Source organism: Cupriavidus sp. LA-1, from assembly GCF_055385985.1.
Genome location: NZ_AP031387.1, coordinates 3,058,626 through 3,085,048 on the forward strand (window position 1 = coordinate 3,058,626; position 26,423 = coordinate 3,085,048).

Below are 26,423 nucleotides of genomic sequence, written 5' to 3' on the forward strand. Positions count from 1 at the left end.
AGATTGACAGCCGCGAGTGCCGTGCACCATCATCAGACCGCCTGCGGGCACAACCCGTCAGCGCAAAACCGCCCATGTTCGTCCTGACCCTGCTCCTCCTCGTCCTCGTCAGTGCCTTTTTCTCGATCTCCGAGATCGCGCTGACGGCTGCCCGCCGCACCAAGCTGCAAGTCCTGTCTGAGCGCGGCGACGGCCGCGCCACGCGCGTGCTCAGGCTCAAGGAAGAGCCCGGGAATTTCTTCACCATCGTGCAGATCGGGGTCAACAGCGTGGCCATTCTGGCCGGTATCCTGGGCGAGAAGCATGTGTCGGACCTGCTGCTGGAGACGCTGTCGCCCTATATGCAGGTGGTCCATGCGCAGCGCGCCGCCAATATCGGCTCGTTCCTGATCGTGACGCTGCTGTTCATCCAGTTTGCCGACCTGATTCCCAAGCGCATCGCCATGACCTTCCCTGAGCCATGCGCGCTGGCCGTGATCGACCCGATGCTGACGCTGCTGCGCGTGCTCAAGCCGCTGGTGTGGATCTTCAACGCCGCCGCCGATGCCATGCTGCGGCTGCTGCGGCTGCCGACCAAGCCGGTCGACCAGATCACCACCGAGGACATCGCCGCGATGGTCGATGCCGGCGCCGAGGCCGGCGTGCTGCACAAGCACGAAATCCACCTGATCGAAAATGTGTTCGAACTCGAGTTCAAAGGCATTACCGCGATCATGACGCCGCGCGACGACGTGGTCTACCTGAGTCTCGACGAACCCGCCGACAGCGTGCGCCGCAAGCTGGTCAACCAGCCGCACGCGCAATACCCGGTGTGCGGTCACGACCTGGATGATGTGCAGGGCTATATCGATTCCAAGGACATCCTGCAACTGCTGCTGGCCGACGAAAGTGCCGCCGCGATCGGCAATATCGGCCGCCACCATGACAAGAACGTGCTGGTGATCCCGGACACGCTGACCCTGTCCGAGGCGCTCACGCGCTTCCGCGAGATGCACCAGAACTTTGCCGTGGTAATGAACGAGTACGGGCTGGTGGTGGGCATCGTCACGCTGGACGATATCGTCGGCGCGCTGATGGGCGACATCCTGTATTCCAGCGAGGACGAGCAGATCGTGCGGCGTGACGACAGCTCCTGGCTGGTCGACGGCCTCACGCCGCTGGTGGACCTGAAGAAGGCGCTGGAACTCGACACCCTGCCAGGCGAGGACTATGTCGACACTGCCGCCGGGCTGGTGATCTACGCGCTCAAGCGCATCCCGAAGAAATCGGAGTCGATCACCGTGGCGGGCTATCGCTTCGAAGTGCTGGACATCGACCATCACAAGATCGACCAGCTGCTGGTGTCGCGCCTGCCGCAGGCACCGGAAGGCGCGACGCCACCGAGTCCTTCGGCGCCGGCACGTTAGTCGCCGGCCATCCCCGCCGCGCCAGCGATGCGGGCGATATTGGCGCGGGCCGATGCCTCGCAGTCGGCGAAGGCGCCGGTCAGGAAAAGTTGCGGGCGCTGCGCCAGCTTGTGCAGGAAGGCCGCGCGGCGGCGCATGAATTCGGCTTGCAGCGCTTCCCCCTGCAAGCCCGTGCGCGCGGCCAGCACGGCGCGGTTCTCGGCGAACACGTCCAGGCTGTGCGCATCGAACACGTCCGGCGGCGCGGCCAGCCGCAGCAGGTCGAGATCGAGCACAGTCTCCGCGCCGGCAATGCTGGGTCTATGACCTTGCGTATCGAGCACGATCCGCGCGGCACGGTCCAGCACCGCGCGCTCCTCGGCGGGCGCCACCGTTTCGATCAGTGCCGCCGATGCCGCTTCATTGTGCTCGGATCCCGCCACATAGACCGCGTCGTGGCACAGCACCGCCAGCGCCTGCGCGCGGTCCAGCGCAATGCCGCGCGCATGGGCGGCATCGAACATCTCCAGGATATGGCGGCGGTCATGGTAGTGCCGGTAAGGCGTGTCGTGCAGCGCCAGCACCGCCAGCACCGCCTGGCGCGGCAGGAAGTCCAGGCACGCCAGCGCGGCGGGCCAGTCGGGCGCGAAGCGCGGCACCTCGCCCTGCGGCGTGGCCACCGGTTCGCTGAACACATCGGCGCGGCGCACCCACAGCAATGCGGGATTGCGCATCGCGCGATAGACCACCACCGGCGAGAGATCGGCCTCGAAGCGACCGACTCCGACTGCCGTGTAGGCGCCGCCCTTGTAGTGCCGGTACGGCATGCCGGCGATCAGGTTGGGGTCGGCCGGCAGTTCGGCCGGATCGCCGTGGAAGACCGGTTCGGCGGGTTGGCTGGCGGGTGGCTGTGTCATGGTGCGGCATCCTGCGTTGCGGATCGCCATGATAGTGCACCCGCCCGTGCGGCCGGCAACGGCGTGGGCGTTGCGGCGCATGCCCTCACTGTCGATTCGCGGATGGCCTCACGCCCGTGGAGGACGGGGCCGGCCAGGCGCAGCCGTCCTCGGATCGCCCGATCGTACCGTAACCGATAAATCAGCGGTCACTCGAGATGCATCAAGTGACGCCATTCGGTACCCATATTGTCGTCGGTGACCTGCCTCAGCCCAACGGTGCGGGCCAGGATGCGCGGACAGGCTTCCATGAGATCCTCGCGATAAGAGCTGCCACCGTGCAGCGAGGATTCCCACTCGGTCATCAAGGCATTTGCGACGTTGCGGTCTTGGCCGAGACCCACGTCGAGGACCGGCCGGCCATCGATGCGATAGGCTTCCAGAGTGCGGCGGAGGTGTTCGAAGTCCCAGGCCAGCGGTGCACGCGACACAACCATATGATTGCTGAAACGCGCCCCGTAGGGGAATGCCAGGCAAGCGGTGCGCTGAACCCGCTCCGAATCGGTGGTGTTGTAGTAAAGGACTCCCCCTGGCTTCAGGTGGGCATCGGCCAGTTGAAGGAATTCGGTGGACAGCAGATTGGTGGCATTGGCCCTGAAATGCCAGGTCGTATTAGAGACGATCGCGTCAAAGCGCCGTTCGCGGTTCATGCGCAACCAGCGGCGTCCGTCGTCAGTCACGAGAGTCACCTTGGGGTTGCCCAGTACAGACGCAACTTTCGCCGAGCCCGCCACCAACTGAACGTAGCCGGGATTGATCTCCACGATCGTGAGCGATCGCACTTCCGGATTGTTGGCAATCACCTGCGCCCACGAACCGGATGAAAGGCCGATCATCAGCACATCGCGCGGGTGACGGTGGAACAGGTTCAGCACATAGGGACGAAGGATGCCATTTGTGTCGTGGCGCAGATCGATATTGAAACGGCCGTCATACATACCGCCGCCGTACACAGCACCCTCCCGGTCAACTGTGATGATGCCGCTGCGGTTTTCGATCACGTGGGCGAAGGGCCCCTTGGCGTCGGGTGAGCCTTTCCATAACAGCGTTTCCAGTACGCCGTGACTCAGCGCAGGCAGTGCCGCTACCGTCAACATGCCCATAGCGGCGGCGCCGACGTGCCAGCGCTTCACCACCGGTGGCAGAGGCAGCCATGCGTGCAGCAACAAGGAGCATGCGACACCGGCCGCCACCAGCACCATGGAAATGCTGACCAGTCCGAGATGCTCCATCAGGACAAAGCCTGTAAGGATGCTGCCCGTGACAGAGCCGACTATGTTGGCGAGATAGAGCAGCGCAATGCGCATGCCGGCATGGCCGTCGGGGGACACGCCCCAATGGGCCAGGCAAGGTAGCAGCGCCCCCCAGTTGCGGGCCACCACGAACACCACCAGCAGCGAGAGGCCAAGCTGCGCGCCACCGGGTACCGGGAAATGCGCCAGCAGCGGCAGAAACAGCAAGCCCACCAAATTGGCCTTGAACAGCGAGCCCGCCAGCCGCCGCATGCCGTCTTCGAGCGCCCCGCCGCACCACTCCCCCGCCTGCCGCGATCCCGAGGCGATGCCGATCAGGAATGCTCCCAGGGTAGCGGCGAAAGCCGAGGCGCCGCTACCGGAGGCATAAGACACCGTGCGGAAGAAGAAGATCTCGTATGAGAGCGAGATCGCCCCGCCAGCACAAGCCAGGGCCAGCACCGCGCCAAAGCGCAGGGCCGGCGTAGCGGCCGGTAACACCGGCGATTGTGCCGTGCCCGTATCGCCCCCGCCACTGTCGCGCCAGTGCGCGACCAACGCCCCGACCGCCACCGCTGCATTGATGGCAACCGCCACGTACACTGCCGCCTGCATGCCGAGAAACGGGAACAGCAATACCGTACAGACCAGGCAAGCAACGCCAGCCCCCAAGGTATTGACGTAGTAGAGCAAGCCAACGGAGCTGCCCACGTTACCAGAGCGTCGCGCCAGATGACCGACCAGGACCGGCAGCGTGGCGCCCATGAGCAGCGTCGGCGCCAGCACCAGCGCCAACGCCACTGCCGCGGTCGCGCTTAACGGCAGGCCCAGCGCAAGGGTGCCAACCCGGTCGAAAACATCAAGCGACACGAGGCCGAAGGCTCCGGTGAGAAGCTCGATGGCTGCCAGCAGCGGAAGCAGGGCAAGGCCGCGTCGTTTCGACAGCAACCCGCCGGCTAGACTGCCGAGCCCAAGCCCCAGCATAAAGGCGGTGACGACAATAGTCACCGACTCGATATTGACACCAAGAATCCGGAACAGAGCGCGTTGCCATATCAGCTGGTAAATAAGCGCCGGAAATCCGGAAAAGAAAAACAAGATGCACAGGGTGTGCTTCCAACGTAGCGTAGTGGCATCCGCCGGAGCTTTGACGCCGTCTTGAACCCGTGTTGCCGCCGGCAATGCGGTTGCAATCAAGTTTCTCGATTTCATGGATTTCCCCCTCCAGCCGACGATTATTCTTGTCGGTCATGCGTTGGTGGTTCGAACACATCCGAGACACACCTCCTCCGCCGCAAAGCCATCCAACACAAGATGGCATGCGGCGCGCGCCGGCTCAGACCGGCTGAGGCGCCGCGGCTGGTTCCGCCCTTGCCGGCGCCTCCCTGCCCGCAAGCAGGCGCAGCGCGCCTGCTGTCAGCACCCACAATCCCACGCCAGCCACAACATCGACAAGATAGTGGCCACCCTCGGTGGGTGTTGACACGATCATCAACAGGTTAAGCAGGCCGATGATCACCACACCCGGCCGCGTCCAGCGCATCGCCTGCACAAAGAACAGCGCCATGGCCGTGTGATAGGAGGGAAGCGATACCAGGCCCTGCATTTGCGCGAGGTCGAACACCCGCATCGATCCCTCACGCAGCGCACTGAAGTGTGAAACGGTGGCAATGTCTGCCGGACTCGCCACGCCGAAGAAAACGAAGGCCCCCGCGGCCGGCCACGGTGCCGCAATCAGCAGCAGCAGCACGGATGAGAGCATCAGATTGGAAAGGAACTCCCGCAAGTAGGCAGCTCGCCCAAGCAAACCGATCAGCATTGGCAGCAGCACCAGTTGCAGCAGACCGCTGGAGTAGGCCAGCAGCAAAACCAGGTGCAGTGTCGAGTGCGCCCGTACCCAGACATAGGCCCGCGGCCAATCAAAGCCCAGCATCGCATCCAATGCCGCCAGCCTGGCGTCCACCAACGGCGGAGCCAGCGTGACGAACAAGTAGGACAAGACGCATGTGACACTGGTGAAGGCGACCAACAACGCGCCACACTGCGCGACCAACGCCAGGCGTCGGTAGTGCAATCCGCGCGATGTCGTCGTGATCCGTGGCAGGCCCGCAATCAAACTCAGCACCAGGGAGATGACCGCCAGGGTGGCCACCGCCAGGCAATGCGAGACCAGACTGCCATGCGTCACCGCACGCCCGCTGGCCATCAGCCAGACGAAATCCGGCACCAGGATCACGAGCACCATCGCCCACCGGATAGCGTCGCCGCGGGTGAACACCCGAGTATCGATTGTCATTTTGCAGCTCCCCCCGGAACCGTACGACGGCAAACCTAGCCATGCTTGGGGAGGCGTGGCACATCCGCTCGCCAACCTTCGGCGAGCCCGCCTGCCTGCCCTTTCTCCGCTCCAATCCGGTCGTTGTGACCCCACACCTGCCCCATGGCGCTCGCGCAGGGCCTTGTCCTTGCCCTGCTTGTGTCCGCGGCGAGGATGTCCTGGGTGAAATTCCGGACCGGCACGGTCCTGGACTGTGCGAGGTCAGTTTTCACACTTTGACTTTGGTAGGAGGCTTGCGCCCGAATGGCCGTCCCGGAGGCGTAGTCGTTGCGTTGACAGAACGTCGTGGCGCACGCGCCCGGCAACAAGGTGGTGGCTGGAACCGCCACTTTTGAAGGCCTCATGATTCCCCCCCGGGTAAGGCTTCACTAAATCTTGCGACACTTCTGCCGCGGGAGGCATCAGCCAGAAGTAGGAAGGCTGGCAGGCTTCAGGAGGAGGGGGGCCCGTCATCAGCGCCCACTCGGAGGGAGGGCGCGCCAGAAAAACAAAACCGACGCGCACTTTCGTGGGCGTCGGCCTGAGTTTTACTACACTGTTGTTGCCTGTCCGGTGGTCGAGCCGGGCAGCTTCTTGTTATGGCGGAGAGGGTCCATTTCGATCCCCTTCCGGCGCGCTTCTTCTTGTACCAGCGTTTCAAAGACTTCGGCTGGCTCTACCCCCGCTTCTTGCGCAATGACCCAAGCGGTGTGGTAGTCCGGTAGGCGGTCTTTGGTATAGCGGTCGAGGGTCTTCTGCGGCATGCCCCAGTCCTTCGCCGCCCGGTTCACGCTCCGTCCCTTGAGGGCTTTGGCTATCAGTTCTTGGTAGCTCATCAGAAACTCCTATTTCTAAATTTAAGACCGAATGAACTAACATGCACCCTGTTAGCACGTTCGGTCTTAGTTCAATCGTGCTGACAGTCCGAAGTGTAGGCGGTTAACAACACCGCGTAAACCGATCCTCGGGCGCCACGGGCGACCCTCTTACCAAAGGTTACAAAGCCATGAACTTCAAGCTCACCGTCCTCGCCATCAATACCCGCTCGGGCCGTTCGATCAAGACCGGTCGTGACTACACGATGCACGAAGCGCAGTGCGTCATTACTGCCCAGCGCGAGGGGCAAGACCCGCAAATCAGTGTCGGCACGGTCATGGTTGCGGACGCGTTGAAGGACACTCCGCAAGGTGACTACCTGCCTGAGTTCGGCCCGCGTGTTCGCGATGGTCGGATTGAATTCGAAGTGGTGGGGCTCAAGCCGCTGAGCGGTCGTCCCGCCGCTCAACCTGTTCAGAAGGCTGCGTGAGCGGCAAAGGGAGGAGGCGATGCGCGCTGAGATCGAGTCGAAGTTGGATGACCTGCGCGGCGAGTTGGAAGAACTCGAAGGCATGGACATCGACGATGTGGTGTCGATGGGTCTCGAAGACTGGGAGGATCGGGTTGCGTGCATCGAATCCGAGATTGAAGAACTTGAAGCTGCCTTGGGGTAAGTCATGTCTTACGACGCGGCGTGGTATCGGCGACTGCTCAGCACGAATTTGGATACACGGGAGCGTGCGGCGCGTAGCGGTGGTGTTGACGTGTATGACGTTGGGCATCTTGCGTTGTTCGCGTTGGTGCATCTTGGCGGGCTGATGGGGGAATGGTGATGGCTCGGCTTAGTGCTGAGCGTCAAGGGGTCCGGCGCTGGCGCAAGTCGCTGGTGCTGATCTTCAAGGCGCGTGACGTCGCTGCGGTTGAAGGGCGTGATTGGGCGGCTCAATCGATCGCCTGGAATGCGAGGGTTGCGCTGTTTCATCTTGGCGGATTGATGGGGGAATGGTGATGGAAGTGTCGAACGAGTTTTTGCATCAGCAAGAGCGCAAACAGTTGGTTTCGCTGTCGCCTCTTCAGATTGCCGCGCTGCTTTCGATCCTGCGTTGCGTCGAGTTGACTCGCGATTACCGCGAGGCTCTGTGTCTGGCTTCTCAGCATCTGATTTCCGTCATCAAGGCTGATAGCGGGATCAGTGTCGATGACGAGGCGGTGCACGTCTGCATCGATGCCCTTGTGTCGGAGTTGGGGGTGGCGTCGTGACTCCGGATGAGGTTCGCGCACTTCAGGGGCTGGTCGAGTCGCTGGCGGTCGTGGCGTTTTTCTCCGGCATGTTTGGCGCCTTTGTGTATTCGCTGCTGGTGCGGGTGGTGTCCTGGCTGTTCGCGGCGCCGGTGGGTCGTCGTTTTCGCGAGTACCGCAAGGCGTGCGAGACGTCCTTTTTTGGTGACGGTGGGTACGGTAGGTAACTGCAATGGCTCAGTGCGTGACGTGGGGTGCGAACGGTCTCATCGCTACGGCTGATGCGCCGGAACAGTGTCAGGGCTTCATCCTGCAGACCGCCGCTGAGTACACCTCTACCCTCACGCTCGCTCAAGCTTTACAACCCCCATCAGGGACCGATATCGGGGCGGCCTACCTGCTGGGGTTCTCTCTTCCGGTCTTGTGCTTCGTTGTCGCAAGAATGGTCCGCTCCGTGTTCGTTTGGGAGAAGTGAAATGCGTAAGAACCTGCTCGTTCGTCTGGCTGCTCTGTCGGCCATGGTTGCTGGTGGTGCTGCTCAGGCTACCGGTCTGGATGCCTCCGGCGTCCTCTCCGGTGTGGACTCGTCCACCGTGGTGACGGCCATCGTTGCCGCTGGCGCCATCATGGCTCTGCCGGGTTTCGCGAAGTGGGCGATCAAGAAGACCGCCACGTTCTTCGGCTGATTCGTCGGTCATGCTGTACAGGCCCGTAGATACCCTCTGCGGGCCTTTTTCATTTCGGGGGTGGGGTGATGCTATGGCTACTGTTCTTCGCTGGCTTGGGCGGTCTCTGTGCGTATGCGGTCGCGGCTGGTTTCTCGGGCTGATGCTGCTGGTGATGTTCGGGCTGGCTCATGCTGCTCCGTCTGCTAGGTATGGCGGGAAGGCGGGTTCGAATTGGGCTTGGGTTGATCCCGCCGGGGGCAATCCGGGTGGCTATGCGAATGATTTTGAGGCCACCATTAACGTTGATGGCGTGTACGTTGGGAAGTCGGCCTATCGGCGTACGCGTGCGATCAATGCGGCAAAGCTGGCGGGGGGCATTCTGACTTCTGCTATCGCTTCGCCGGTGGTTGGTGTGGTTGCTAGCGTGTTAATCGATGCTGGTTTGACCTATATCGACGGCAAGTTGTACAAGCCGGGTGTGCCTCCGACTGGGGCGATTCCCGGGGATCCAGCTGGTACTGGTTACCAGTACAACGGGGGTTCTTCGACGTTGCGTTCTACTCCTTTGGCGGCTTGTCAGGAGTTAGCGGCTGAGTGGTGGGCGGGGTCGCCTTCGTATCACGCGGATTGGCAATACTCGGCTACTGTGGATGCGTCTTATCGTTGCACGATGACGTTGTCGGCCAAGGCGAATCCGAGTTTGACGCAGGCGCCATATGCGAACGTGGGTGTTCAGAAGGTCGCTGGTGCGTTTCCGGTTGTGCCTCCTGCGCCTGTGCCCGTGACTGGCCCGACTGATGCGGATGCGTTGGCGGCGCTGCAAAGCAAGATTTCGCCTCCGTCTGGGATGAATGCGACGGTTGCGCACAATCTTGCTGACTACGCGCGGAGCCAGGGTATCGACCTTGGCACCTTCACGGACTACAACGGTGATGTCATTGCGGGGCCGTTTGATTTCCCGCTGCCGCCTAAGACGAGTTCGAGCATTGATCCGGTCACGGGGTATCGCTACGACACGAATGTCGTTGACGCTATCCATGTCGATCCGAATCCTGATGCTACGACTAAGGAAGCGGAGCCGTTGAAGCTCACTCAGACGACCACGCAGTCAGATAAGGTGACTAAGCCGGATGGTTCGTCTACGACTCAGACAACGACTAAGACTAGCGGGCAGAGTGCGGGCGTTACCAATCCGAACAATGCGCCGACTCAGGACACCAATACGCCGTTCAGTGGGCCTGCTACGGGCACGCTGTACACGGCTAAGACTAAGACCGCTTCTGACGTGTTGACCAAGTTTGAGAACTCGGTGCGGGCTGCGCCTTGGTATGCCGCGTCTGCGGGCTTCTTCAGCGTGAATATCTCTGGAGGTTCTTGTCCGCACTGGTCGATGGCGGCGAACAAGTGGATGCCTGCGCTGGATGCTGGTCAGTTCGTGTGCAGTGACACGATGTTGAATCTCTACCGTGCCGGTGGCGTCATTGTGTTGATCGTGGCGGCGTGGGCCGCGTTTCGGATTGCATTCCTATGATCGGCTCAGTCATCTCGGATTTCGCGGCGTGGGTGCTGTCCCTCGTCGTCAAGGCGTTCGCTGCCGTGTGGGACTTGGTGACGGACATCTTTATCAACCTTGCGGATTTGTTCCTGACCGGGTTCGCTGCGTTGATTGCGGCGATTCCTGCGCCCTCCTTCCTGCAGTCGGTCAATCTGCAGTCGTCGTTTGCATCGATTGGTGCTGACGTGCTGTTCTTCCTCGGTGTGTTCAACATCGGTCCGGGCATTGCGCTGCTTGGCTCGGCCTTCGGCTTTCGCATGCTGCGCAAGGTCGTGACTCTCTTCCAGTGGTGACGCCATGTTCATCTTTCACGAAGGTCTCCCCCGTTCCGGCAAGTCGTATGAAGCAATGGTCGAGCGGATCATTGCCGCGCTGTTGAAGGGGCGTAAGGTGTGGGCGCGTCTCAATGGCATGAACTATGAAAAGATTTCGGAGGCTTCTGGTGTGCCTCTGGAACGCGTTCGGGAGTTGTTGCATCACCTGACTGAGGAGCAGGTGCAAGAGTTCTGGAAGTACGTGGAGAAGGACGCGCTTATCATCATTGATGAGCTGCAGAACTTCTGGCCGGATGAAGTGCGCACGGTTTCGCGTGAGGACATTAAGCAAATCGCGGAGCATGGTCATAAGGGCTGGGATATCGTCGGCATGGGGCAGTTGCTCAAGGGCAAGGGTGGCTGTCACGCGGTGTGGGTGAATCGTTGCGACCAGAAGATTGTTTTCGAGAAACAGAACGCTCGCGGTGCTGATGACAAGTATCGGTGGACTGCATACAAGGGTCGGATCATCAATGGCCGCGTGCAGTTCGAAAAGGTGAATACCGGGATCAAGAAATACGATCCGAAGTATTTCGGCACGTATGCCACGCGTGTTGAGGGGTCCGAGAACGCGGAGACGTACAAGGACAATCGCACGAACATTTGGCATAACCCGGTGTTCCGCAAGTGGTTGCCTTTGATGTTCGTGGCGGTGGTGGCGTCGGGCTACTACCTCTTTCATATGTTCAAGGGCGGGGGCTTCGAAAAGGGCTTGGTTAAGGAGCAAAAGAAGGATGCGCCGCATGTGATGACGACGACGGTTGTGACGCCTGCGTCGGGTGTGTCGGCGGTCCAGCCGTCTGCCCCGTCTGGTCCTCCGGTTAGCCAGGCGCAAACGCAAGATGCGATGGCTGCTGACTATGTGGCGTCGATCTCGAACAAGTGGCGGCCGCGTTTGTCCGGGTTGATGTACGACGTGAGGCGCTCGCGCCTGTATGTCGAGTGGTATGACGATTCGTTCCGGCTAAAGGAGCGTTTGTCGGCGGCGCAGCTTGAGGAAATGGGGTGGGGTGTCCAGCGCTCGGCTTACGGCGAGCATGTGATGCTGCACAAGTCCGGCGTGCATATCGCGGTCACGCAATGGCCTATCGAGCCGTTCGGGAAGATCAGCGAAGAAACAAACAAGGGTGTTGCCGCGGCGGGTGGCGTCGAGCGTTCGCGGTCGGATAGTTAGCGTTTCGCGTGTTTGAGGCGCTCCGCGATAGGCAGTAGGCATCGGAGCATCGCGCCGTCATAGTCCATGACGCGGGCGACAAGAGAGCGGATGGTGCGGCAAACAAACTGCTTGCCATCGGGGCGGGTCCAGACGAAGTGGGAGGCGTTACGAATGAGTTTGCGGATCGGGAGTTTGAGCGCGAGTTGCTTCCAGGGGTTGAAGGGGAAGCGGGCTTTGACGGTGCGGCGCTTGCGCGGGAGAGCGAACCATAGCGGGGCGTTGCACATGCCACCGATGAGCGAGAGGTTCAGTTGGTTCATGGTGTTCTCCTTTAAAGGCACCGGGCCGCTAGATTCTGAGTCCCGGCGTCTTGGTCTCCGGGAGGCTTGCCGAAGCTGCTTCGGCTCCAGTCCGCTGAGTTCGTCGTCCCGCGACCATGCGAGGGCGCTCGCTTCGAAACGTGGAATAAATGGGAGGGGCCCAATTGCGGCCTTTTCGCAATTGGGAGGTCACCCGTTTATGCCGCGAAAGTTCGAAGCGAGTGACCTATGGTCGGGAAAGGGACGACGGGCTCAGCGGATTGGAGACGCTCGGGAGGGCGACCGGAGACGCCGCGCGGCGAGCGCCCCTAGCGCGAAGCGCTCTGATCAATCTTTTTGCCTTTTCGTGGGGTTGGGTATCGGCGCAGCCGGAAAATCGATCCTGAGCGGTTCTGATGCGTTCCCGGCTCAGTGTGATGATGGGTGTGTCGGGCGGTCGCGAGCTTGCCCCGCCTCGCCCGCAGCGTAGCGAGGACGGACGGGGCGAGCGAAGCGAGCCCTAGACTTGAAGTAATAACACTTAACGGAAACGTACTACTGGCGCGGCTTCCAAGCCGGTAGGCAAAGAAAAAGCCCGGCAGGTGCTACCAACACCCCCGGGCCTACATAGCGACACGTTGAAGGACACTCGCCATGCGTGAAAACATTATAGAGCCGCACTATCACGAAGTAAAAGGCCATTACTCTGAGGCCGATGCTCGGGCACTTGAGTATCAGGAACGCTCTCGTCAGGCGGATATTGACCGGGGCTTCGTTGATGGTCCATGGAAAGACACTATCGTCGGGCGCATGCGCTATTTCGAGGGTGACGGCTCAGTGAACTTCTACGGCTATCCCCTGGCTGTTCGTGTGCGCATGGATGAGATTCGGGCGTTGCCGCGTGCAAAGCGTGGCGAGTCCACGAACTCGGAACAGTCCATGCATGCTTCATCGAAGCGGGCTCGCAAGAACGTGCGGCTACGCTGCCAATCCATTCAAGCTGATCGTCTGCTGACCCTCACTTATCGGGAGAACATGCAAGACGTGGAACGCCTTAAACGCGATTTTGACGCTTTCCGGCGTGCGATGAAGGGGGCGGGGCAGTGGCACTACGTGGCGGTGCCTGAGACGCAAACGCGGGGCGCTTGGCATATCCACGTGGCGGTGCATGGCCGTCTTGTCTACAACCTCGTGCGCGGCATCTGGCGTCGCATTGTCGGTCGTGATGAGGCTGGGCGTCCGAATGGCAATGTCGATGTGCGCAACCCGAAGACCGGTGGCAAGTGGAAGCGTCATGCACTGGCGGCCTACATTGCCAAGTACATTTCGAAAGACGTGGATAACCACGATCTCAACAAAAAGCGTTATTGGACTTCTAAGGGGATCGTGGTCCCGGAGCCGGAAACGTACTTCGTTGATGACACGAAGGACATGCATGCGGTCATCGTGGATGCGATGAAAGCGGCGATGGAAGTATGCCCGGCACACGACATACAGGCGTATGTCTCGGACGGTGGGCGGTACTTCTTCGTCGGGGCTTCTCCAACGGCTTAGGCGGCTCCTTGTTCAGCATTTGAGGCGGTACTGCTGGTCTCTGATGCTTTTGTGGTCCTTGCGGTATCGTTCTTGCATGCTGTAGTCGAGTGGCTGGCGCATCGCGGCTTCTATGCTCCTGGCTTGTGCTGTGAGCGCGTTGCACTGTGAGCGGTCGAGAGCTATCTGCTGTGCTTGTTCTTGGAAGATTTGGGCTTTGAACTGCCGGTCTTCTTCCGCGCGTTGTCGCAAAAATTCCCGATTGATCGCCTCGGTCCTTGTATTCGTGTCGATGGTCGATACGTTGCCGGCTGTGCTGCTGGTCTGTGAGCCAATTGGGCAAGGCGTGTCCGTGTATAGGACTTTCTTTCCCGTTGTGCACTTGTGTTGGGCTGAAGTATTGCCGGTGAAACAGGCGAGCGCTATAACCGCGAGAAGTAGTCTCATGCGGTGCTCCTTTGTTGTTTTCCGGCATTTTACCTAGGCTGCGGCTAGCAACTCGGGTTGTATCGATTCGTTGTAGCGCTTGATGGCACGCTTGATGCTGCTGATGTGCGTTCCGTATCTGTACGCCAGCGCGGTTTTGGTGTAGCTGCCAGTTAGCCAGAAATCGATACATTCTCGCTCTTGCTTCGGCGTCATGGCACGGTGCCTGCCAAGTTTGACGCCACGGCTTACAGCTGCCTTCATGCCTGCCCGTGTTCGTTCGCGGATCAGCTCTCGCTCAAACTCTGCGAATGCTCCAATGATCTGGAAGATCATCTTCCCTGCCGGGGATCGGGTATCTAGGTGTTCCGTCAGGCTGCGGAATTCTGCCCCCGCGCCTTCTATTCGCTCAATGATGATGAGCAGGTCTTTCAGGGATCGTGCGATCCGGTCTAGCTTGTACACGACGACGGTATCGCCTGGGCGAATGCGTGACAGCATCTTCTCAAGCTCTGGCCGCTTTGATGTGGTCGCGCCGGATTTCTTCTCGGCAAAAATAAAACCGACGCCTGCTGTTCGCAATGCGTCGGTCTGTGCGTGGAACTCTTGCTCTTGCGTACTTACTCTTGCGTATCCGACTAACATGTGACCAATGCATTTCTTGTAGTTGTATGCAAGAGTCTATCGCGTGCGTCGGCCAGAGCTTGGGCCACCCCTCTGAGGGAGGGCACTCTAGAAAAACAAAACCGACGCGCACTTTCGTGGGCGTCGGCCTGAGTTTTACTACGCTGTTGTTGCCTGCCGGTGGTCGATTCCGACAGCTTTTTGTTATGGCGGAGAGGGTGGGATTCGAACCCACGGTACCGTCGCCGGTACGCCTGATTTCGAGTCAGGTACATTCGACCACTCTGCCACCTCTCCGGTAACTTGTTGCCGTGTGGCGAAACCAAGATTATAGCCATACCCGGCCAGCCGATGCAAGAGGCTGGCAGCGGATTTTTACAGCTCCGGCTCGAGGCGGGTGATGCCGCCCATGTACGGCTGCAGCGCGGCCGGCACCGTGACCGAGCCGTCGGCGTTCTGGTAGTTCTCAAGGATTGCCACCAGCGTGCGGCCCACGGCCAGGCCGGAGCCGTTGAGGGTGTGCACCAGCTCCGGCTTGCCCTGCCCCGTGCGCATGCGCGCCTGCATGCGGCGCGCCTGGAAGTCGCCCATGTTCGAGCACGAGCTGATTTCGCGGTAGGTGTTCTGCGCGGGGATCCACACTTCCAGGTCGTAAGTCTTGGTGCTGCCGAAGCCCATGTCGCCGGTGCACAGCACGATGGTGCGGAACGGCAGCTCCAGCTTCTTCAGGATCGTCTCGGCATGGCCGGTCAGTTCCTCGAGCGCGTCAAACGATTGCCCGGCCGGCACCACGTGCACCAGCTCGACCTTGTCGAACTGGTGCTGGCGAATCATGCCGCGCGTGTCCTTGCCGTACGAGCCGGCTTCCGAGCGGAAGCACGGCGTATGCGCGACAAAGCGCAGCGGCAGCTTCTCGCCCGCGACGATGGCGTCGCGCACGATATTGGTCAGCGGCACCTCGGCGGTGGGGATCAGGTAGAAGTTCTCGATGCGCTCGCCGTCTTCGCTGCCCACCTTGCGCGGGATCTTGAACAGGTCTTCCTCGAACTTGGGCAGCTGGCCGGTGCCGCGCATCGAGGCGGCGTTGACCATGTACGGCACGTACATCTCGGTGTAGCCGTGTTCCTGCGTATGGGTGTCGAGCATCAGCTGCACCAGCGCGCGGTTCATGCGCGCCATGCCGCCGCGCAGCATCGAGAAGCGCGAACCGGTCACCTTGACCGCGGTGTCGAAGTCCAGGCCCAGCTTCTCGCCCACGTCGACGTGGTCGCGCACTGCGAAATCGAACTGGCGCGGCGTGCCCACGCGGCGCACCTCGACGTTCTGGGTTTCGTCGTTGCCCACCGGCACGCTTTCATGCGGCAGGTTGGGAATCGACAGCATCAGTTCCGACAGGTGCGCCTGGATCTCGTCCAAGCGCGCGGCCGAGGCCTTGAGCGTGTCGCCGATGCCGCCCACTTCGGCCATCACGGCCGAGGCGTCCTCGCCCTTGCCCTTGAGCATGCCGATCTGCTTGGACAGGCTGTTGCGGCGGGCCTGCAGTTCCTCGGTCTGGGTCTGCAGTTGCTTGCGTTCGGCCTCAAGTGCCTGGAACGCCGCCACGTCAAGTTGGTAGCCGCGCGTGGCAAGGCGTTGCGCCACGGCGTCGATGTCTTTGCGGAACAGCTGGATGTCGAGCATGTTGCTAAGGTGAAGTGCAGGGCCAGCGACATGCCGGCGGACCCGCCATTTTACTGCACCGGCCCCGTCCGGCGCGAACAGGGCGATGCCGGCTCGCCCCCGGGGTCACTCCCCGCCCTTGCCGCCGTCCTTGCCCCTGGGCACGCGCTGCTCGCGGTGCCAGGCGGCGTCCAGCTCGCGCAGGTGGCGCAGCTTTTCGGCAATCTTGCCCTCCAGCCCGCGCGGCACCGGCTGGTACCAGCCTTGGGCCTTCAGGTCGTCCGGGAAGTAGTGCTCGCCGGCGGCATAAGCCTCCGGTTCGTCGTGCGCGTAGCGGTAGGCGTGGCCGTAGCCAAGCTCCTTCATCAGCTTTGTCGGCGCATTGCGCAGGTGCACCGGCACCGCGCGCGACTTGTCCTTGGCGACGAAGGCGCGCGCCGCGTTGTAGGCGTTGTAGCCGGCATTGGACTTCGGCGCCACGGCCAGGTAGACCAGCGCCTGGCCCAGCGCCAGTTCGCCCTCGGGCGAGCCAAGGCGCTCATAAGTCTCGGCCGCGTCCAGCGTGATGCGGGCGGCACGCGGATCGGCCAGGCCGATATCCTCCCACGCCATGCGCACGATGCGCCGCGCCAGGTAGCGCGGATCGGCGCCGCCGTCGATCATGCGGCAGAACCAGTACAGCGCCGCGTCCGGGTCCGAACCGCGCACGGACTTGTGCAGCGCGCTGATCTGGTCGTAGAAGGCGTCGCCGCCCTTGTCGAAGCGGCGCAGGTTCTCCGACAGCGCACTGCCCAGCAGCGCGGTATCGATCTGCGCGGCGCCGGCGGTGCGCGCGGCGCGCGCCACGATCTCGATATTGTTCAGCAGCTTGCGCCCGTCGCCATCGGCCGAGGCGACGATCAGCTGCAGTGCCTCGTCCTGCCATGTCACCCCGCCCAGTTCTTCGCTGGCGCGCAGCGCCAGCCGGGTCAGCTCCGCATCGTCCAGGCTCTTGAGCACGTAGACCGCCGCGCGCGACAGCAAGGCGCCGTTGACTTCGAACGACGGGTTCTCGGTGGTGGCGCCGATAAAGGTGAAGAGCCCGCTTTCCACGTGCGGCAGGAAGGCATCCTGCTGGCTCTTGTTGAAGCGATGCACCTCGTCGACGAACACCAGCGTGCGCCGGCCATGGGCGCGGAACTGCTCGGCGCGCTCGACCGCCTCGCGAATGTCCTTGACGCCCGACAGCACCGCCGACAGCGCGATGAACTCAGCGTCGAAGGCATTGGCCATCAGCCGCGCCAGCGTCGTCTTGCCTACGCCCGGCGGCCCCCACAGGATCATCGAATGCGGCTCGCCGGATTCGAACGCCACGCGTAGCGGCTTGCCGGCGCCCAGCAGGTGCTGCTGCCCGATCACTTGGTCGATGGTGCGCGGGCGCAGGCGCTCGGCGAGCGGTTGCCGGGAACGGTCTGGAGTATCGGAAAACAGCGTGTCCGCCACGGTAGTCAAACCCTGTCAATGCGCAAAATGCAGAACGTCACAGTGTAGACCATCGGCGCCCTGCCCTTGCGGGCGGCTAGGCGGCAAACGCCACCACGTCCTCGATCCCGACGCGGATGCCGATGTGCTCGCCCACGGCATGGTTGTGGTGGGACGGCACCAGCGCCAGCACGCGGCCGCCGCTGGCCAGGCGCAGCGTGTACAGGATCTCGGCGCCGCGAAAGGCCTTGTGGACTACCTCGGCGCGCATCGGGCTGGCATCGTCGTGGATGATGTCGTCGGGGCGCACCAGCACGTCCACGGCCGCCCCTGCCGGCAGAGCCAGCGGCACTGCCGGGCGCAGCAGGCCCAGTTCCAGCTCGATCTCCGCCGATCCGCGCAGCCGCCCCGCCATCAGCACGCCCTGCCCGATAAAGCCCGCGACAAAGCGCGATGCCGGCCGGTGGTAAAGGTCGTGCGCACTGCCCCACTGCTCGATCACGCCGTCGTGCATCACGCCGATCTCGTCGGCCATGGCAAAGGCCTCGTGCTGGTCGTGCGTAACCAGGATGGCGGTGGTGCCCTGCGCCTTCAGGATCGCGCGCACCTCCAGGCTCAGGCGTTCGCGCAGGTCGACGTCGAGGTTGGAGAAGGGCTCGTCCAGCAGCAGCAGCTCCGGGCGCGGTGCCAGTGCACGCGCCAGCGCCACGCGCTGCTGCTGGCCGCCGGACAGCTCATGCGGATACTTGCCGCCCGCGCCGTCCAGGCCCACCAGTTGCAGCACCTCGTCCACGCGCGCCGCGCGCTCGGCCCGGCTGACGCGCGTCAGGCCAAAGCCCACGTTGGCCGCCACATCGAGGTGCGGGAACAGCGCGTAGTCCTGGAACACCATGCCGATGCGGCGCCGCTCCGGCGCCAGCAGCGCGCCCGACGACGACACGGTCTGCCCGTCCAGCACGATGCGGCCGTCCTGCAGCGGCTCGAAGCCGGCAATGGCCCGCAGCACCGTGGTCTTGCCGCAGCCGCTGGGGCCGAGCAGGCAGGCGATATTGCCGCGCGCCACCGAGAACGACAGCCCCTTGACCACCGCATGGCGGCCGAAAGCGTGGCGGATATGGTCCACCTCGATGACGGCGGCGGCGCCAGGGCTGTCGACGGCGCCTGCGCGGGACGCAGGCCGACTGCGGGCCTGGGCCCCGGGCAAGCGTGAATAGGAATCGGTTCGCATTTGCGCATTATAAGGACGCGACCGCACTGCAGGATTGCCTTTCAGGCTGCGCGCATGCCCGCCATTGCTAGAATGCGGCAGCCCGCACGCTGCGCGCGGCATTTCCGCCCACGCCGCACTTCCCCCTCCGACGCATGCTCCTGTCCAGCCGCCGCTTCCATCCCCTGACCCTGGCCACCCTGGCGATGGCGCTGCTGATCGCCGTGCCGGTGCTGGTGATCGCCTCGGCGGTGCTGCTGCCGGCCGGCGAGACCTGGCGCCACCTGATCGACACGGTGCTGGCGGAGTACGTGCTCAATACCGTCTGGCTGCTGTGCGGTGTTGCCGCGGGCGTGCTGCTGCTGGGCGTGAGCACCGCCTGGCTGGTATCGACCTGCCGCTTCCCGGGCCATACCGTGATGGAATGGGCGCTGGTGCTGCCGATGGCGATGCCCGCCTACGTGATTGCCTACGCCTACACCGACGCGCTGCAGTTCGCCGGGCCGGTGCAGGGCTGGCTGCGCGCGCTGACCGGCTGGAAGGCGCGGGAATACTGGTTCCCCGAGATCCGCTCGCTCGGCGGCGCGATCGCGCTGTTCTCGCTGGTGCTGTACCCGTACGTGTACCTGACCGCGCGCGCCGCCTTCCTGCAGCAGACCCAGAACACGCTGGAGGCCGCGCGCCTGCTCGGCCATGGCACCTGGAGCCGGCTCCGGCGCGTGGTGCTGCCGCTGGCGCGCCCCGGCATCGTCGCCGGCACCGCGCTGGCGATGATGGAAACGCTGGCCGACTTCGGCACCGTGGCCTACTTTGCCATCCCGACCTTCTCCACCGGCATCTACCGCGCGTGGTTTTCGCTGGGCGACAAGAACGCCGCGGCACAGCTGTCTGCGTGCATGCTGCTGTTTGTCGCCGCCATCCTGCTGATGGAGCGCGCCAGCCGCGGCCGCGCGCAGGTCTACGGCAACCAGCGCCGCGCCGTGGCCTGGGCGCTCGACGGCGCGCGCGGCTGGCTGGCACTGGCGGTGTGCCTGGTACCGGTGCTGCTGGGCTTCCTGGTTCCCGCGCTGATGCTGTGCCGCATGGCCTTCACCGATGGCGACGCGCAGTTCGGCCCGCGCTTTGTCGGGCTGGTGCGCAACAGCTTCCTGCTGGCCAGCGCCACTGCGCTGGCCGCGGTGGCGGTCGCGCTGGTGGTGGGCTACGCCGCGCGCGCCGTCAACGGCAAGCGCAGCTGGCTGATGCGCGGCCTGACGCGGCTGTGCGGCATGGGCTATGCGCTGCCGGGCTCGGTCATCGCCGTGGGCGTGCTGGTGCCGGTGGCACGGCTGGACAACGCGCTGTCGACCTGGCTGCAGCAGTTCGGGCTGCCGGTGGGGCTGCTGCTGACCGGCGGCATTGCCGCGCTGGTCTATGCGCTGCTGGTGCGCTTCCTGGGCGTGGCGCTGCAGACCGTCAATGCCGGGCTGGGCAAGATCACGCCCAGCATGGACGCCGCCGCGCGCAGCCTGGGCCACGGCCCCGGCGCCACGCTGCGGCGCGTGCATTTGCCGATGCTGCGCGGCAGCCTGCTGACCGCGGCGCTGATCGTCTTTGTCGACGTGATGAAGGAACTGCCGGCCACCTTCGTAATGCGCCCGTTCAACTTCGACACGCTCGCCGTGCAGGCCTACAACCTCGCCGCCGACGAGCGCCTGACTGAGGCCGCCACCGCCTCGCTGGTGATCGTGGCCGTGGGCCTGCTGCCGGTGATCGTGCTCTCGCGCACGATCCGGCGCGAAGCGCGGCGCTGAGCCGCCCGCCTTCTCGCTCTAAAGTCGCGCCGCCCCGCGCCGATAGCCTCTCATGGCCCGGCGTTCGCCCGGGAGCGACCCGCGGCGTGCCTGCCGCGCAAGAACCTATGCTGCGATATCACATCCTGCTGTTCAAGTTGAACCGGCTGAGCCGCAACAGGCTGAGCGGCGTGGAAGAAGTCTCGCTGGCCGGGCAGTTCGCCGAGATGATCGATTCGGCCGACACCGCCGCACGCGTCATCGCCGACCTGATCGATCACGCCAATTCCCAGGTACGCCGCATCGCGCTCAATGCCATCCGCCGCGCGCGCCAGTTCTCGTCGCCCGAACTGCAGCCGGCGCTGGTGCGCCGCATGGCCGATGCCGAAGCGGTGGTACGCCATGATGCGGTCTGGATCGTGCAGGAAACCGGCATGGATGGCGCCGAACTGCGCGCCGCGCTGCGCCGCCTGGCCGGCAAGGCGCGGCTGCCGTGGGACGCCGAGCGCGCCCGCGCCAACCCCGGCGATACCGCACTCGCCGCGCAGGTGCGCGCGCGCATGGCATTGGACAAGCTGCTGGAAAAGAGTGCGGCGCAGCGCAACCAGGCGCTGGCCGCGATGGCGCTGGGCGGGACCGCGGACCAGCCCTATGCCGAAGGCACGGTCGGCCACAAGGGCATGCTGCACCGGGCGCTGGTGCGGCGCCAGGCCGGGCGTCGGCTCAACAGCAGCGTGAAGCTGACGTTCCGCAAGGTCGAGCCGATCCAGGTGACGGGGAACAAGCGGTTCCTGCTGTAGCAGGAACCGCGTTACGGCAAAGTCGGGGGCTTACTTGAAGCCGGCGCGGTCCACCAGCTTCTGTGCCTGCGGCTGGTACTTGCCCAGTTCGGCAACGTTGATGCTGTCGGACTTGAACGTGCCCAGCGCTTCCAGCGCGGGGTTGCTGACCTTCACGCCCTGCACCACCGGCCACTCGTTGTTGCCGTCGGCAAAGTAACGCTGCGCCTCGTCGCTGGCCAGGTACTCCAGGAACCTGACCGCCGCTTCCTTGTTGGGCGCGTGCCTGAGCATGCCGCCGCCCGAGACGTTCATATGCACGCCCTGGCTCGACTGGTTGGGCCACAGCACGCCCAGCTTGTCGGCCACGGCCTTGTCTTCCGGCTTGGTCGACTTCAGCACGCGCGCGATGTAGTAGGTGTTGGCGATGGCCACGTCGCACTCGCCGGCGGCAACCGCCTTGAGCTGGTCGGTGTCGCCGCCCTTGGGCACGCGCGCCAGGTTGGCGGCCACACCGCGCGCCCATTGCTCGGCACGCGCCTCGCCGTCGTGGGCGATCAGGCTGGAGACCAGCGACAGGTTGTAGACGTGGCCACTGGAACGCGTGCAGACCTTGCCCTTCCATTTGGGATCGGCCAGGTCTTCATAGCTGGCGATATCGCCGGCCTTGACCGCGGTCTTGTTGTAGACAATCACGCGGCCGCGCGCCGAGAAGCCGAACCATTCGCCACCGGGATCGCGGTAGTTGGCCGGGATGCGCGACTCCAGCACCTTCGACTTTACCGGCGCGAACACGCCGGCCTGCTGGGCGCGCCACAGGCGGCCGATATCCACCGTGATGAACACGTCCGCCGGGCTGTTGGCGCCTTCGTTGCGGATGCGCTCCAGCAGCGGGTCTTCCTGGCCTTCGATGCGGTTGATCCTGATACCGGTGGCTTTGGTGAAGTTGGCGTACAGCGCCTTGTCGGTCTGGTAATGCCGCGCGGTGTAGAGGTTGAGCACCTTCTCCTGCGCAGCGGCGGCCAGCGGCAAGGTCAGCAAGGCCAGCGCCGCGGCGCGCGGCAGCAGGGTTCGGATAGTGGTCTTCACGCGGATGGCTCCCCAGCATGGTTTGGGCAGCCACCGGGGACTCCGAAGCCGCCCGGTGATTGGATTCCGGTCAGCGGCAAACAATATTGATTCTTGTTCCGGCGGTCAAATTACATTTCCGTCATATTGACAGCCGTTGACAGATCAATGCAGGGGAGATGGAGGCATCGCCGTTGCGGTCCCCACCAGGACGGAACGGCCGCTACGCGTGTGGCAGACCTCAGCCGCGGCGCACCCAGACCACCTTGCCACCCTTGACGCCCAGCGTGCGGCGCTGCGGGTTGTCATGTGGTTCTACTCAGCTCTTGGCCCGGTCGGTCAGTGTCTTCATCGCATCGGCCGGCAACGGCCCGTGGCAGGTGCGTTCGCCGCCCGCCTCGCTGACCACCAGCCACACCTGGCCAGGCTGGTCCTTCGGATGCAGCAGCCAGGCCGGGCCGCGCGCGCTGCTGCTCGGCGGCAGGTCTTCCAGCACGCCGGTGCTGGCCGATTGCAGCATCACCGCGCAATCGTTGGCTGGCAGGCGCGTGGCCTTGAGGAAGGCCACGTTGCCAAGGACTTCGGGCAACGCCGAGTCCGACGCGCGCAGGAAAGAATCAACATCGAACTTGCTGGCACCGCCGCCAACGCTGGCGCATGCCGCCACCAGCAACGCGCCGGCACCGGCCAGCAGCACCGCGCCCGGACGGCGGCGCGAACGGAGGATGACTGCAGGACCTGCGTGCGGATCGTTCATGGCGGGCCTCATTGCTTCATCACATCGGCGCCCTTGGGCACCGTGAACCGGAATGCATCGGCCGCCAGCGGCGGGTTCTTCTGCATGCCCGTGAAGGTCAGCAGCGTTGTGTTGCCAAACGCGTCGCGCAACTCCATCGCTTCCAGGTTGCCGGCCTTGAAGCCGATGCCGATGCGTTCGAACTGCGTGTCCTTGGCCTTGGGCGTCAGCTCCAGCCACTCCACGCCGTCGCGCGTCGGCCCGTTCTTCACGACGAAGTTCTTTTCCAGGTCATTGCTGCCGAACAGGATCGCCGCCGGGCTGGAACCGAGCGCGCCATCGAGCTTGCGCTCGGTGACCTGGTTCAGGTCCTTGTCGTAGATGTACAGGGTCTGGCCGTCGGCCTGCAGCAGCTGGTCGTAGGGCTTGGTATAGCGCCAGGTGAACTTGCCCGGGCGCGAGAACACGAAGGTGCCGCTGGACGTGCCGGTCACCTTGAGGTCGGCGCCCTGGCCCTTGACCTGGCGCTGCGTGAATTCGCCACGTGCGCTCTTCACGCCGGAGACGAAGCTCTGCAACTGGTCGGTGGCGGCGGCATGGGCCGGCGCCTGGAGGGCAAACATCGCCAGCGCGGCGCAAGCCGACACAAGGATGCGGTTTCGCATGGTTCGGGTCCTGGTTGTTGTAAGGTGCTGCCGCCGTATCGCGCCAGGCAGTTTGCCGGCGCCGATACGGGCGACCTGTCCTTTTAGAGCCGGCGGCCGCCCGGGGATTCCGTTTGCCGCGCGATGTCGGGTAACCAGATATTACGGTGATTTCCGCGCGCGGCGCTCAGTCATCTTCCCGCGCGGCACCGCCACCCTGCACCAGGATGTCGCGGTTGCCGTTGCCCGACATGGCCGAGACCATTCCGGCCTTCTCCATGTCTTCGAGCAGCCGCGCGGCGCGGTTGTAGCCGATGCGCAGGTGGCGCTGCACCAGCGAGATCGACGCGCGCCGGTTCTTCAGCACCACCTCGACCGCCTGGTCGTACAGCGGATCGGCCTCGCCGCCACCGCCGCCGATGCCCGCGCCGCCGCCAAACCCGTCGCCGCCAGCGTCATCGGTCAGGCCGCCTTCCAGGATGCCCTCGATGTAGTTGGCCTCGCCCGACTCCTTGAGTTTTTGCACCACGCGGTGGACTTCCTCGTCCGAGACAAAGGCGCCGTGCACGCGCACCGGCAGGCCGGTGCCCGGCGCCAGGTAGAGCATGTCGCCCATGCCCAGCAGCGTTTCGGCGCCTTGCTGGTCGAGGATGGTGCGCGAGTCGATCTTGCTGCTGACCTGGAATGCGATCCGGGTCGGCACGTTGGCCTTGATCAGGCCGGTGATCACGTCCACCGACGGACGCTGCGTAGCCAGCACCAGGTGCAGGCCGGCCGCGCGCGCCTTCTGCGCGATGCGGGCGATCAGTTCTTCCACCTTCTTGCCGACCACCATCATCAGGTCGGCCAGTTCGTCGATGACGATGACGATGGTGGGCAGCCGGTCCAGCGGCTCCGGTGCGTCCGGGGTCAGGCTGAACGGGTTGGGAATCTTCTCTTCGCGGGCCGCGGCCTCGTCGATCTTCTTGTTGTAGCCGGCCAGGTTGCGCACGCCCAGCTTGCTCATCAGCTTGTAGCGGCGCTCCATCTCGCCGACCGCCCAGTTCAGCGCATTGCCGGCCTGGCGCATGTCGGTCACCACCGGGCACAGCAGGTGCGGGATGCCCTCATACACGCTCATTTCGAGCATCTTCGGGTCGATCAGGATCAGGCGCACGCTCTCGGCCTTGGCCTTGTACAGCAGCGACAGGATCATCGCGTTGATGCCCACCGACTTGCCCGAGCCGGTGGTGCCGGCCACCATGCAGTGCGGCATGCGGGCCAGGTCGGCCACCATTGGCTTGCCGGCGATGTCCTTGCCCAGCGCCATGGTCAGGCTGGACGCGCTCTCGTTGTAGACCTGCGAACCGAGGATTTCAGACAGGCGCACGGTCTGGCGCTTCGGGTTGGGCAGCTCCAGCCCCATGTAGTTCTTGCCCGGGATGGTCTCGACCACGCGGATCGACACCAGCGACAGCGAACGCGCCAGGTCGCGCGCCAGGTTCACCACCTGGCTGCCCTTGACGCCCGTGGCCGGCTCGATCTCATACCGGGTGATGACCGGGCCCGGGTAGGCCGCCACCACCTTGACCTCGACGCCGAAGTCCTTGAGCTTCTTCTCGATCAGGCGCGAGGTGAACTCCAGGGTCTCGGCGCTGACGGTTTCCTGGTGCGCCGGGATCGGGTCCAGCAGCGACAGCGGCGGCAGGTCCGAGTCCTGGATGTCGGCAAACAGCGGCTGCTGCTTCTCGCGCTCGACGCGCTCATGCTTGGGCACCGCCTGCGGACGCACGATCTGCACCGGCGTCGCCTCTTCGATGCGCACGCGCTGGACCTCGACGGTTTCCTTGCGCTCGACCTTGGCGGCCTCGCCGATGATGCGGTCCTGCTTGCTTTCGCGGCGAGCCTTGAAGCCCAGGAACAGGGTCTCGACAAAGCCGCCGATCTGCTCGGCCACGGTCAGCCACGAGAAATGGAAGAACAGCGACAAGCCGATGGCCAGCAGCAGCAACAGCAGCAGGGTCGCGCCGGTGAAGCCCAGCGCCACCTGCAGCCAGCCGCCGAGCAGGTCGCCCAGTACCCCGCCCGGCGCGCGCGGCAGCGCGGCGCGCAGCGGGTACATGCGGATCGCCTCCAGGCCCATGCTGGAGAACAGGGTCAGCCCGAAGCCGATCCAGCTGACGGTGACGCCCTGCCGGTGCAGGCTGTGGTCCGCGCGCTCGGGCAGCTCGGCGGTCAGCGCGCGCCAGCCGCGCCAGCAGCGGCGCACCAGCAGCACCGCCAGCCAATAGGCGGAGAAGCCGAAGATAAAGAACAGCACATCGGCCACCCAGGCGCCGACGCGGCCGCCCAGGTTGTGGATGTCGGCCACCTGGTTGGCATGCGACCAGCCGGGATCGGCCTTGCTGTAGCTGGCCAGCACGCACAGGAAGCCCAGCGTGACGGCCAGCAGCAGGAACCAGCGGACCTCGCCCAGCAGTTTGCCGATGCGGGATGGCAAGGCTGAGGGGTCGGTGCGGGTGGTCGTGGTAGCTCGGGCCATGCCTGGTTAAGACTCGCGTTTAGGGTGATTCCGGATGCGTTTCGGGCCGATGCCGC

The 26,423-nt window shown here is 64.0% G+C and carries 27 protein-coding genes and 1 tRNA gene; 13 read left to right on the forward strand and 15 right to left on the reverse strand.

Annotation, left to right across the window (positions count from 1 at the left end; all coding sequences use genetic code 11):
- Positions 1–74: 74 nt before the first annotated feature.
- A complete protein-coding gene (paeA, locus tag ACZ5MJ_RS14300) occupies positions 75–1,406 on the forward strand; it encodes a polyamine export protein PaeA (protein ID WP_464220154.1) in 1,332 nt (443 codons plus the stop codon).
- On the opposite strand, the gene ACZ5MJ_RS14305 is transcribed toward paeA, so the two are convergent.
- From ACZ5MJ_RS14305 to ACZ5MJ_RS14320, 4 genes are all read right to left on the reverse strand, one after another.
- Positions 1,403–2,332 (reverse strand): DUF1653 domain-containing protein, encoded by a 930-nt coding sequence (locus tag ACZ5MJ_RS14305; RefSeq protein ID WP_464220155.1) that lies wholly within the window; start codon positions 2,330–2,332, stop codon positions 1,403–1,405. The two genes, paeA and ACZ5MJ_RS14305, sit on opposite strands and share 4 nt — an antisense overlap.
- A 158-nt stretch (positions 2,333–2,490) precedes the next feature.
- The gene (locus tag ACZ5MJ_RS14310) at positions 2,491–4,785 is read right to left on the reverse strand and encodes a spermine/spermidine synthase domain-containing protein (RefSeq protein WP_464220156.1); all 2,295 of its coding nucleotides are present in this window, start codon (positions 4,783–4,785) and stop codon (positions 2,491–2,493) included.
- A 124-nt stretch (positions 4,786–4,909) separates the two neighbouring features.
- Positions 4,910–5,869: a phosphatase PAP2 family protein gene (locus tag ACZ5MJ_RS14315; protein ID WP_464220158.1), complete on the reverse strand. Its 960-nt coding sequence runs from the start codon at positions 5,867–5,869 to the stop codon at positions 4,910–4,912.
- Positions 5,870–6,441: 572 nt separating this feature from the next.
- Positions 6,442–6,726 carry a hypothetical protein gene (locus ACZ5MJ_RS14320; protein WP_464220159.1) on the reverse strand — a complete coding sequence of 95 codons (285 nt, stop codon included), beginning with the start codon at positions 6,724–6,726 and terminating at the stop codon, positions 6,442–6,444.
- A 170-nt stretch (positions 6,727–6,896) separates the two neighbouring features.
- On the opposite strand from ACZ5MJ_RS14320, the gene ACZ5MJ_RS14325 reads away from it, so the two are divergent.
- From ACZ5MJ_RS14325 to ACZ5MJ_RS14365, 9 genes are all read left to right on the forward strand, one after another.
- Positions 6,897–7,196, forward strand: a complete 300-nt coding sequence (locus tag ACZ5MJ_RS14325; RefSeq protein WP_464220161.1) for a hypothetical protein — start codon at positions 6,897–6,899, stop codon at positions 7,194–7,196.
- Between the two features lie 19 nt (positions 7,197–7,215).
- Positions 7,216–7,380, forward strand: coding sequence for a hypothetical protein (locus ACZ5MJ_RS14330; RefSeq protein WP_464220163.1), 165 nt, complete (start codon positions 7,216–7,218; stop codon positions 7,378–7,380).
- 212 nt (positions 7,381–7,592) lie between these two features.
- A complete protein-coding gene (locus tag ACZ5MJ_RS14335; RefSeq protein WP_464220164.1) occupies positions 7,593–7,715 on the forward strand; it encodes a hypothetical protein in 123 nt (40 codons plus the stop codon).
- Positions 7,715–7,966: a hypothetical protein gene (locus ACZ5MJ_RS14340; RefSeq protein ID WP_464220166.1), complete on the forward strand. Its 252-nt coding sequence runs from the start codon at positions 7,715–7,717 to the stop codon at positions 7,964–7,966. Before ACZ5MJ_RS14335 ends, ACZ5MJ_RS14340 begins: the two co-directional genes overlap by 1 nt.
- Positions 7,963–8,172, forward strand: coding sequence for a hypothetical protein (locus ACZ5MJ_RS14345; RefSeq protein ID WP_464220168.1), 210 nt, complete (start codon positions 7,963–7,965; stop codon positions 8,170–8,172). Before ACZ5MJ_RS14340 ends, ACZ5MJ_RS14345 begins: the two co-directional genes overlap by 4 nt.
- Before the next feature lie 249 nt (positions 8,173–8,421).
- Positions 8,422–8,631 (forward strand): hypothetical protein, encoded by a 210-nt coding sequence (locus ACZ5MJ_RS14350; protein ID WP_464220170.1) that lies wholly within the window; start codon positions 8,422–8,424, stop codon positions 8,629–8,631.
- 142 nt (positions 8,632–8,773) lie between these two features.
- On the forward strand, positions 8,774–10,144 hold the full coding sequence (locus ACZ5MJ_RS14355; RefSeq protein ID WP_464220171.1) for a hypothetical protein: 1,371 nt from the start codon (positions 8,774–8,776) through the stop codon (positions 10,142–10,144).
- Positions 10,141–10,461, forward strand: a complete 321-nt coding sequence (locus tag ACZ5MJ_RS14360; protein ID WP_464220173.1) for a DUF2523 domain-containing protein — start codon at positions 10,141–10,143, stop codon at positions 10,459–10,461. Before ACZ5MJ_RS14355 ends, ACZ5MJ_RS14360 begins: the two co-directional genes overlap by 4 nt.
- Before the next feature lie 4 nt (positions 10,462–10,465).
- Entirely contained in the window at positions 10,466–11,656 is a 1,191-nt protein-coding gene (locus ACZ5MJ_RS14365) for a zonular occludens toxin domain-containing protein (RefSeq protein ID WP_464220175.1), read from the forward strand.
- Here the strand turns inward: ACZ5MJ_RS14365 and ACZ5MJ_RS14370 are convergent.
- Positions 11,653–11,958, reverse strand: coding sequence for a hypothetical protein (locus tag ACZ5MJ_RS14370; protein WP_464220176.1), 306 nt, complete (start codon positions 11,956–11,958; stop codon positions 11,653–11,655). The two genes, ACZ5MJ_RS14365 and ACZ5MJ_RS14370, sit on opposite strands and share 4 nt — an antisense overlap.
- Positions 11,959–12,591: 633 nt before the next feature.
- Between ACZ5MJ_RS14370 and ACZ5MJ_RS14375 the strand changes: the two genes are divergently transcribed.
- Entirely contained in the window at positions 12,592–13,491 is a 900-nt protein-coding gene (locus ACZ5MJ_RS14375; protein ID WP_464220177.1) for a rolling circle replication-associated protein, read from the forward strand.
- A 12-nt stretch (positions 13,492–13,503) separates the two neighbouring features.
- On the opposite strand, the gene ACZ5MJ_RS14380 is transcribed toward ACZ5MJ_RS14375, so the two are convergent.
- The 6 genes from ACZ5MJ_RS14380 to ACZ5MJ_RS14405 all read right to left on the reverse strand — a co-directional run bounded on the left by ACZ5MJ_RS14380 (position 13,504) and on the right by ACZ5MJ_RS14405 (position 18,868).
- Entirely contained in the window at positions 13,504–13,917 is a 414-nt protein-coding gene (locus ACZ5MJ_RS14380) for a hypothetical protein (RefSeq protein WP_464220178.1), read from the reverse strand.
- Positions 13,918–13,950: 33 nt separating this feature from the next.
- Positions 13,951–14,541, reverse strand: a complete 591-nt coding sequence (locus ACZ5MJ_RS14385; protein WP_464220180.1) for a recombinase family protein — start codon at positions 14,539–14,541, stop codon at positions 13,951–13,953.
- Positions 14,542–14,727: 186 nt separating this feature from the next.
- Positions 14,728–14,817: transfer RNA gene (locus ACZ5MJ_RS14390), tRNA-Ser, on the reverse strand.
- A 78-nt stretch (positions 14,818–14,895) separates the two neighbouring features.
- Complete coding sequence (serS, locus tag ACZ5MJ_RS14395; protein ID WP_464220182.1) at positions 14,896–16,200, reverse strand: serine--tRNA ligase; 1,305 nt, start codon at positions 16,198–16,200, stop codon at positions 14,896–14,898.
- 105 nt (positions 16,201–16,305) lie between these two features.
- Positions 16,306–17,661 (reverse strand): replication-associated recombination protein A, encoded by a 1,356-nt coding sequence (locus ACZ5MJ_RS14400; protein ID WP_464223727.1) that lies wholly within the window; start codon positions 17,659–17,661, stop codon positions 16,306–16,308.
- A 76-nt stretch (positions 17,662–17,737) separates the two neighbouring features.
- Positions 17,738–18,868, reverse strand: a complete 1,131-nt coding sequence (locus ACZ5MJ_RS14405; protein ID WP_464220183.1) for an ABC transporter ATP-binding protein — start codon at positions 18,866–18,868, stop codon at positions 17,738–17,740.
- Between the two features lie 134 nt (positions 18,869–19,002).
- Here ACZ5MJ_RS14405 and ACZ5MJ_RS14410 point away from each other — a divergent pair, with 134 nt between their 5' ends.
- Both ACZ5MJ_RS14410 and ACZ5MJ_RS14415 read left to right on the forward strand, forming a co-directional pair.
- The gene (locus ACZ5MJ_RS14410; RefSeq protein WP_464220184.1) at positions 19,003–20,640 is read left to right on the forward strand and encodes an ABC transporter permease; all 1,638 of its coding nucleotides are present in this window, start codon (positions 19,003–19,005) and stop codon (positions 20,638–20,640) included.
- Positions 20,641–20,747: 107 nt separating this feature from the next.
- Positions 20,748–21,419, forward strand: coding sequence for a hypothetical protein (locus tag ACZ5MJ_RS14415; RefSeq protein WP_464220185.1), 672 nt, complete (start codon positions 20,748–20,750; stop codon positions 21,417–21,419).
- A gap of 30 nt (positions 21,420–21,449) precedes the next feature.
- On the opposite strand, the gene ACZ5MJ_RS14420 is transcribed toward ACZ5MJ_RS14415, so the two are convergent.
- From ACZ5MJ_RS14420 to ACZ5MJ_RS14435, 4 genes are all read right to left on the reverse strand, one after another.
- Positions 21,450–22,487 carry a Fe(3+) ABC transporter substrate-binding protein gene (locus tag ACZ5MJ_RS14420; protein ID WP_464220187.1) on the reverse strand — a complete coding sequence of 346 codons (1,038 nt, stop codon included), beginning with the start codon at positions 22,485–22,487 and terminating at the stop codon, positions 21,450–21,452.
- A 298-nt stretch (positions 22,488–22,785) separates the two neighbouring features.
- Positions 22,786–23,223 carry a hypothetical protein gene (locus tag ACZ5MJ_RS14425; RefSeq protein WP_464220188.1) on the reverse strand — a complete coding sequence of 146 codons (438 nt, stop codon included), beginning with the start codon at positions 23,221–23,223 and terminating at the stop codon, positions 22,786–22,788.
- An 8-nt stretch (positions 23,224–23,231) separates the two neighbouring features.
- On the reverse strand, positions 23,232–23,867 hold the full coding sequence (gene lolA, locus ACZ5MJ_RS14430; protein ID WP_464220189.1) for an outer membrane lipoprotein chaperone LolA: 636 nt from the start codon (positions 23,865–23,867) through the stop codon (positions 23,232–23,234).
- Between the two features lie 166 nt (positions 23,868–24,033).
- Positions 24,034–26,367 (reverse strand): DNA translocase FtsK, encoded by a 2,334-nt coding sequence (locus ACZ5MJ_RS14435; RefSeq protein ID WP_464220190.1) that lies wholly within the window; start codon positions 26,365–26,367, stop codon positions 24,034–24,036.
- Positions 26,368–26,423 lie beyond the last annotated feature (56 nt).

Excerpts from the sequence above, each read along its gene's own strand:
- paeA (WP_464220154.1), top strand. The coding sequence starts at position 75 with ATGTTCGTCCTGACCCTGCTCCTCCTCGTCCTCGTCAGTGCCTTTTTC.
- ACZ5MJ_RS14305 (WP_464220155.1), bottom strand. The coding sequence starts at position 2,332 with ATGGCGATCCGCAACGCAGGATGCCGCACCATGACACAGCCACCCGCC.
- ACZ5MJ_RS14310 (WP_464220156.1), bottom strand. The coding sequence starts at position 4,785 with ATGAAATCGAGAAACTTGATTGCAACCGCATTGCCGGCGGCAACACGG.
- ACZ5MJ_RS14315 (WP_464220158.1), bottom strand. The coding sequence starts at position 5,869 with ATGACAATCGATACTCGGGTGTTCACCCGCGGCGACGCTATCCGGTGG.
- ACZ5MJ_RS14320 (WP_464220159.1), bottom strand. The coding sequence starts at position 6,726 with ATGAGCTACCAAGAACTGATAGCCAAAGCCCTCAAGGGACGGAGCGTG.
- ACZ5MJ_RS14325 (WP_464220161.1), top strand. The coding sequence starts at position 6,897 with ATGAACTTCAAGCTCACCGTCCTCGCCATCAATACCCGCTCGGGCCGT.
- ACZ5MJ_RS14330 (WP_464220163.1), top strand. The coding sequence starts at position 7,216 with ATGCGCGCTGAGATCGAGTCGAAGTTGGATGACCTGCGCGGCGAGTTG.
- ACZ5MJ_RS14340 (WP_464220166.1), top strand. The coding sequence starts at position 7,715 with ATGGAAGTGTCGAACGAGTTTTTGCATCAGCAAGAGCGCAAACAGTTG.
- ACZ5MJ_RS14350 (WP_464220170.1), top strand. The coding sequence starts at position 8,422 with ATGCGTAAGAACCTGCTCGTTCGTCTGGCTGCTCTGTCGGCCATGGTT.
- ACZ5MJ_RS14355 (WP_464220171.1), top strand. The coding sequence starts at position 8,774 with ATGCTGCTGGTGATGTTCGGGCTGGCTCATGCTGCTCCGTCTGCTAGG.
- ACZ5MJ_RS14360 (WP_464220173.1), top strand. The coding sequence starts at position 10,141 with ATGATCGGCTCAGTCATCTCGGATTTCGCGGCGTGGGTGCTGTCCCTC.
- ACZ5MJ_RS14365 (WP_464220175.1), top strand. The coding sequence starts at position 10,466 with ATGTTCATCTTTCACGAAGGTCTCCCCCGTTCCGGCAAGTCGTATGAA.
- ACZ5MJ_RS14370 (WP_464220176.1), bottom strand. The coding sequence starts at position 11,958 with ATGAACCAACTGAACCTCTCGCTCATCGGTGGCATGTGCAACGCCCCG.
- ACZ5MJ_RS14375 (WP_464220177.1), top strand. The coding sequence starts at position 12,592 with ATGCGTGAAAACATTATAGAGCCGCACTATCACGAAGTAAAAGGCCAT.
- ACZ5MJ_RS14380 (WP_464220178.1), bottom strand. The coding sequence starts at position 13,917 with ATGAGACTACTTCTCGCGGTTATAGCGCTCGCCTGTTTCACCGGCAAT.
- ACZ5MJ_RS14385 (WP_464220180.1), bottom strand. The coding sequence starts at position 14,541 with ATGTTAGTCGGATACGCAAGAGTAAGTACGCAAGAGCAAGAGTTCCAC.
- serS (WP_464220182.1), bottom strand. The coding sequence starts at position 16,200 with ATGCTCGACATCCAGCTGTTCCGCAAAGACATCGACGCCGTGGCGCAA.
- ACZ5MJ_RS14405 (WP_464220183.1), bottom strand. The coding sequence starts at position 18,868 with ATGCGAACCGATTCCTATTCACGCTTGCCCGGGGCCCAGGCCCGCAGT.
- ACZ5MJ_RS14410 (WP_464220184.1), top strand. The coding sequence starts at position 19,003 with ATGCTCCTGTCCAGCCGCCGCTTCCATCCCCTGACCCTGGCCACCCTG.
- ACZ5MJ_RS14415 (WP_464220185.1), top strand. The coding sequence starts at position 20,748 with ATGCTGCGATATCACATCCTGCTGTTCAAGTTGAACCGGCTGAGCCGC.
- ACZ5MJ_RS14425 (WP_464220188.1), bottom strand. The coding sequence starts at position 23,223 with ATGAACGATCCGCACGCAGGTCCTGCAGTCATCCTCCGTTCGCGCCGC.
- lolA (WP_464220189.1), bottom strand. The coding sequence starts at position 23,867 with ATGCGAAACCGCATCCTTGTGTCGGCTTGCGCCGCGCTGGCGATGTTT.
- ACZ5MJ_RS14435 (WP_464220190.1), bottom strand. The coding sequence starts at position 26,367 with ATGGCCCGAGCTACCACGACCACCCGCACCGACCCCTCAGCCTTGCCA.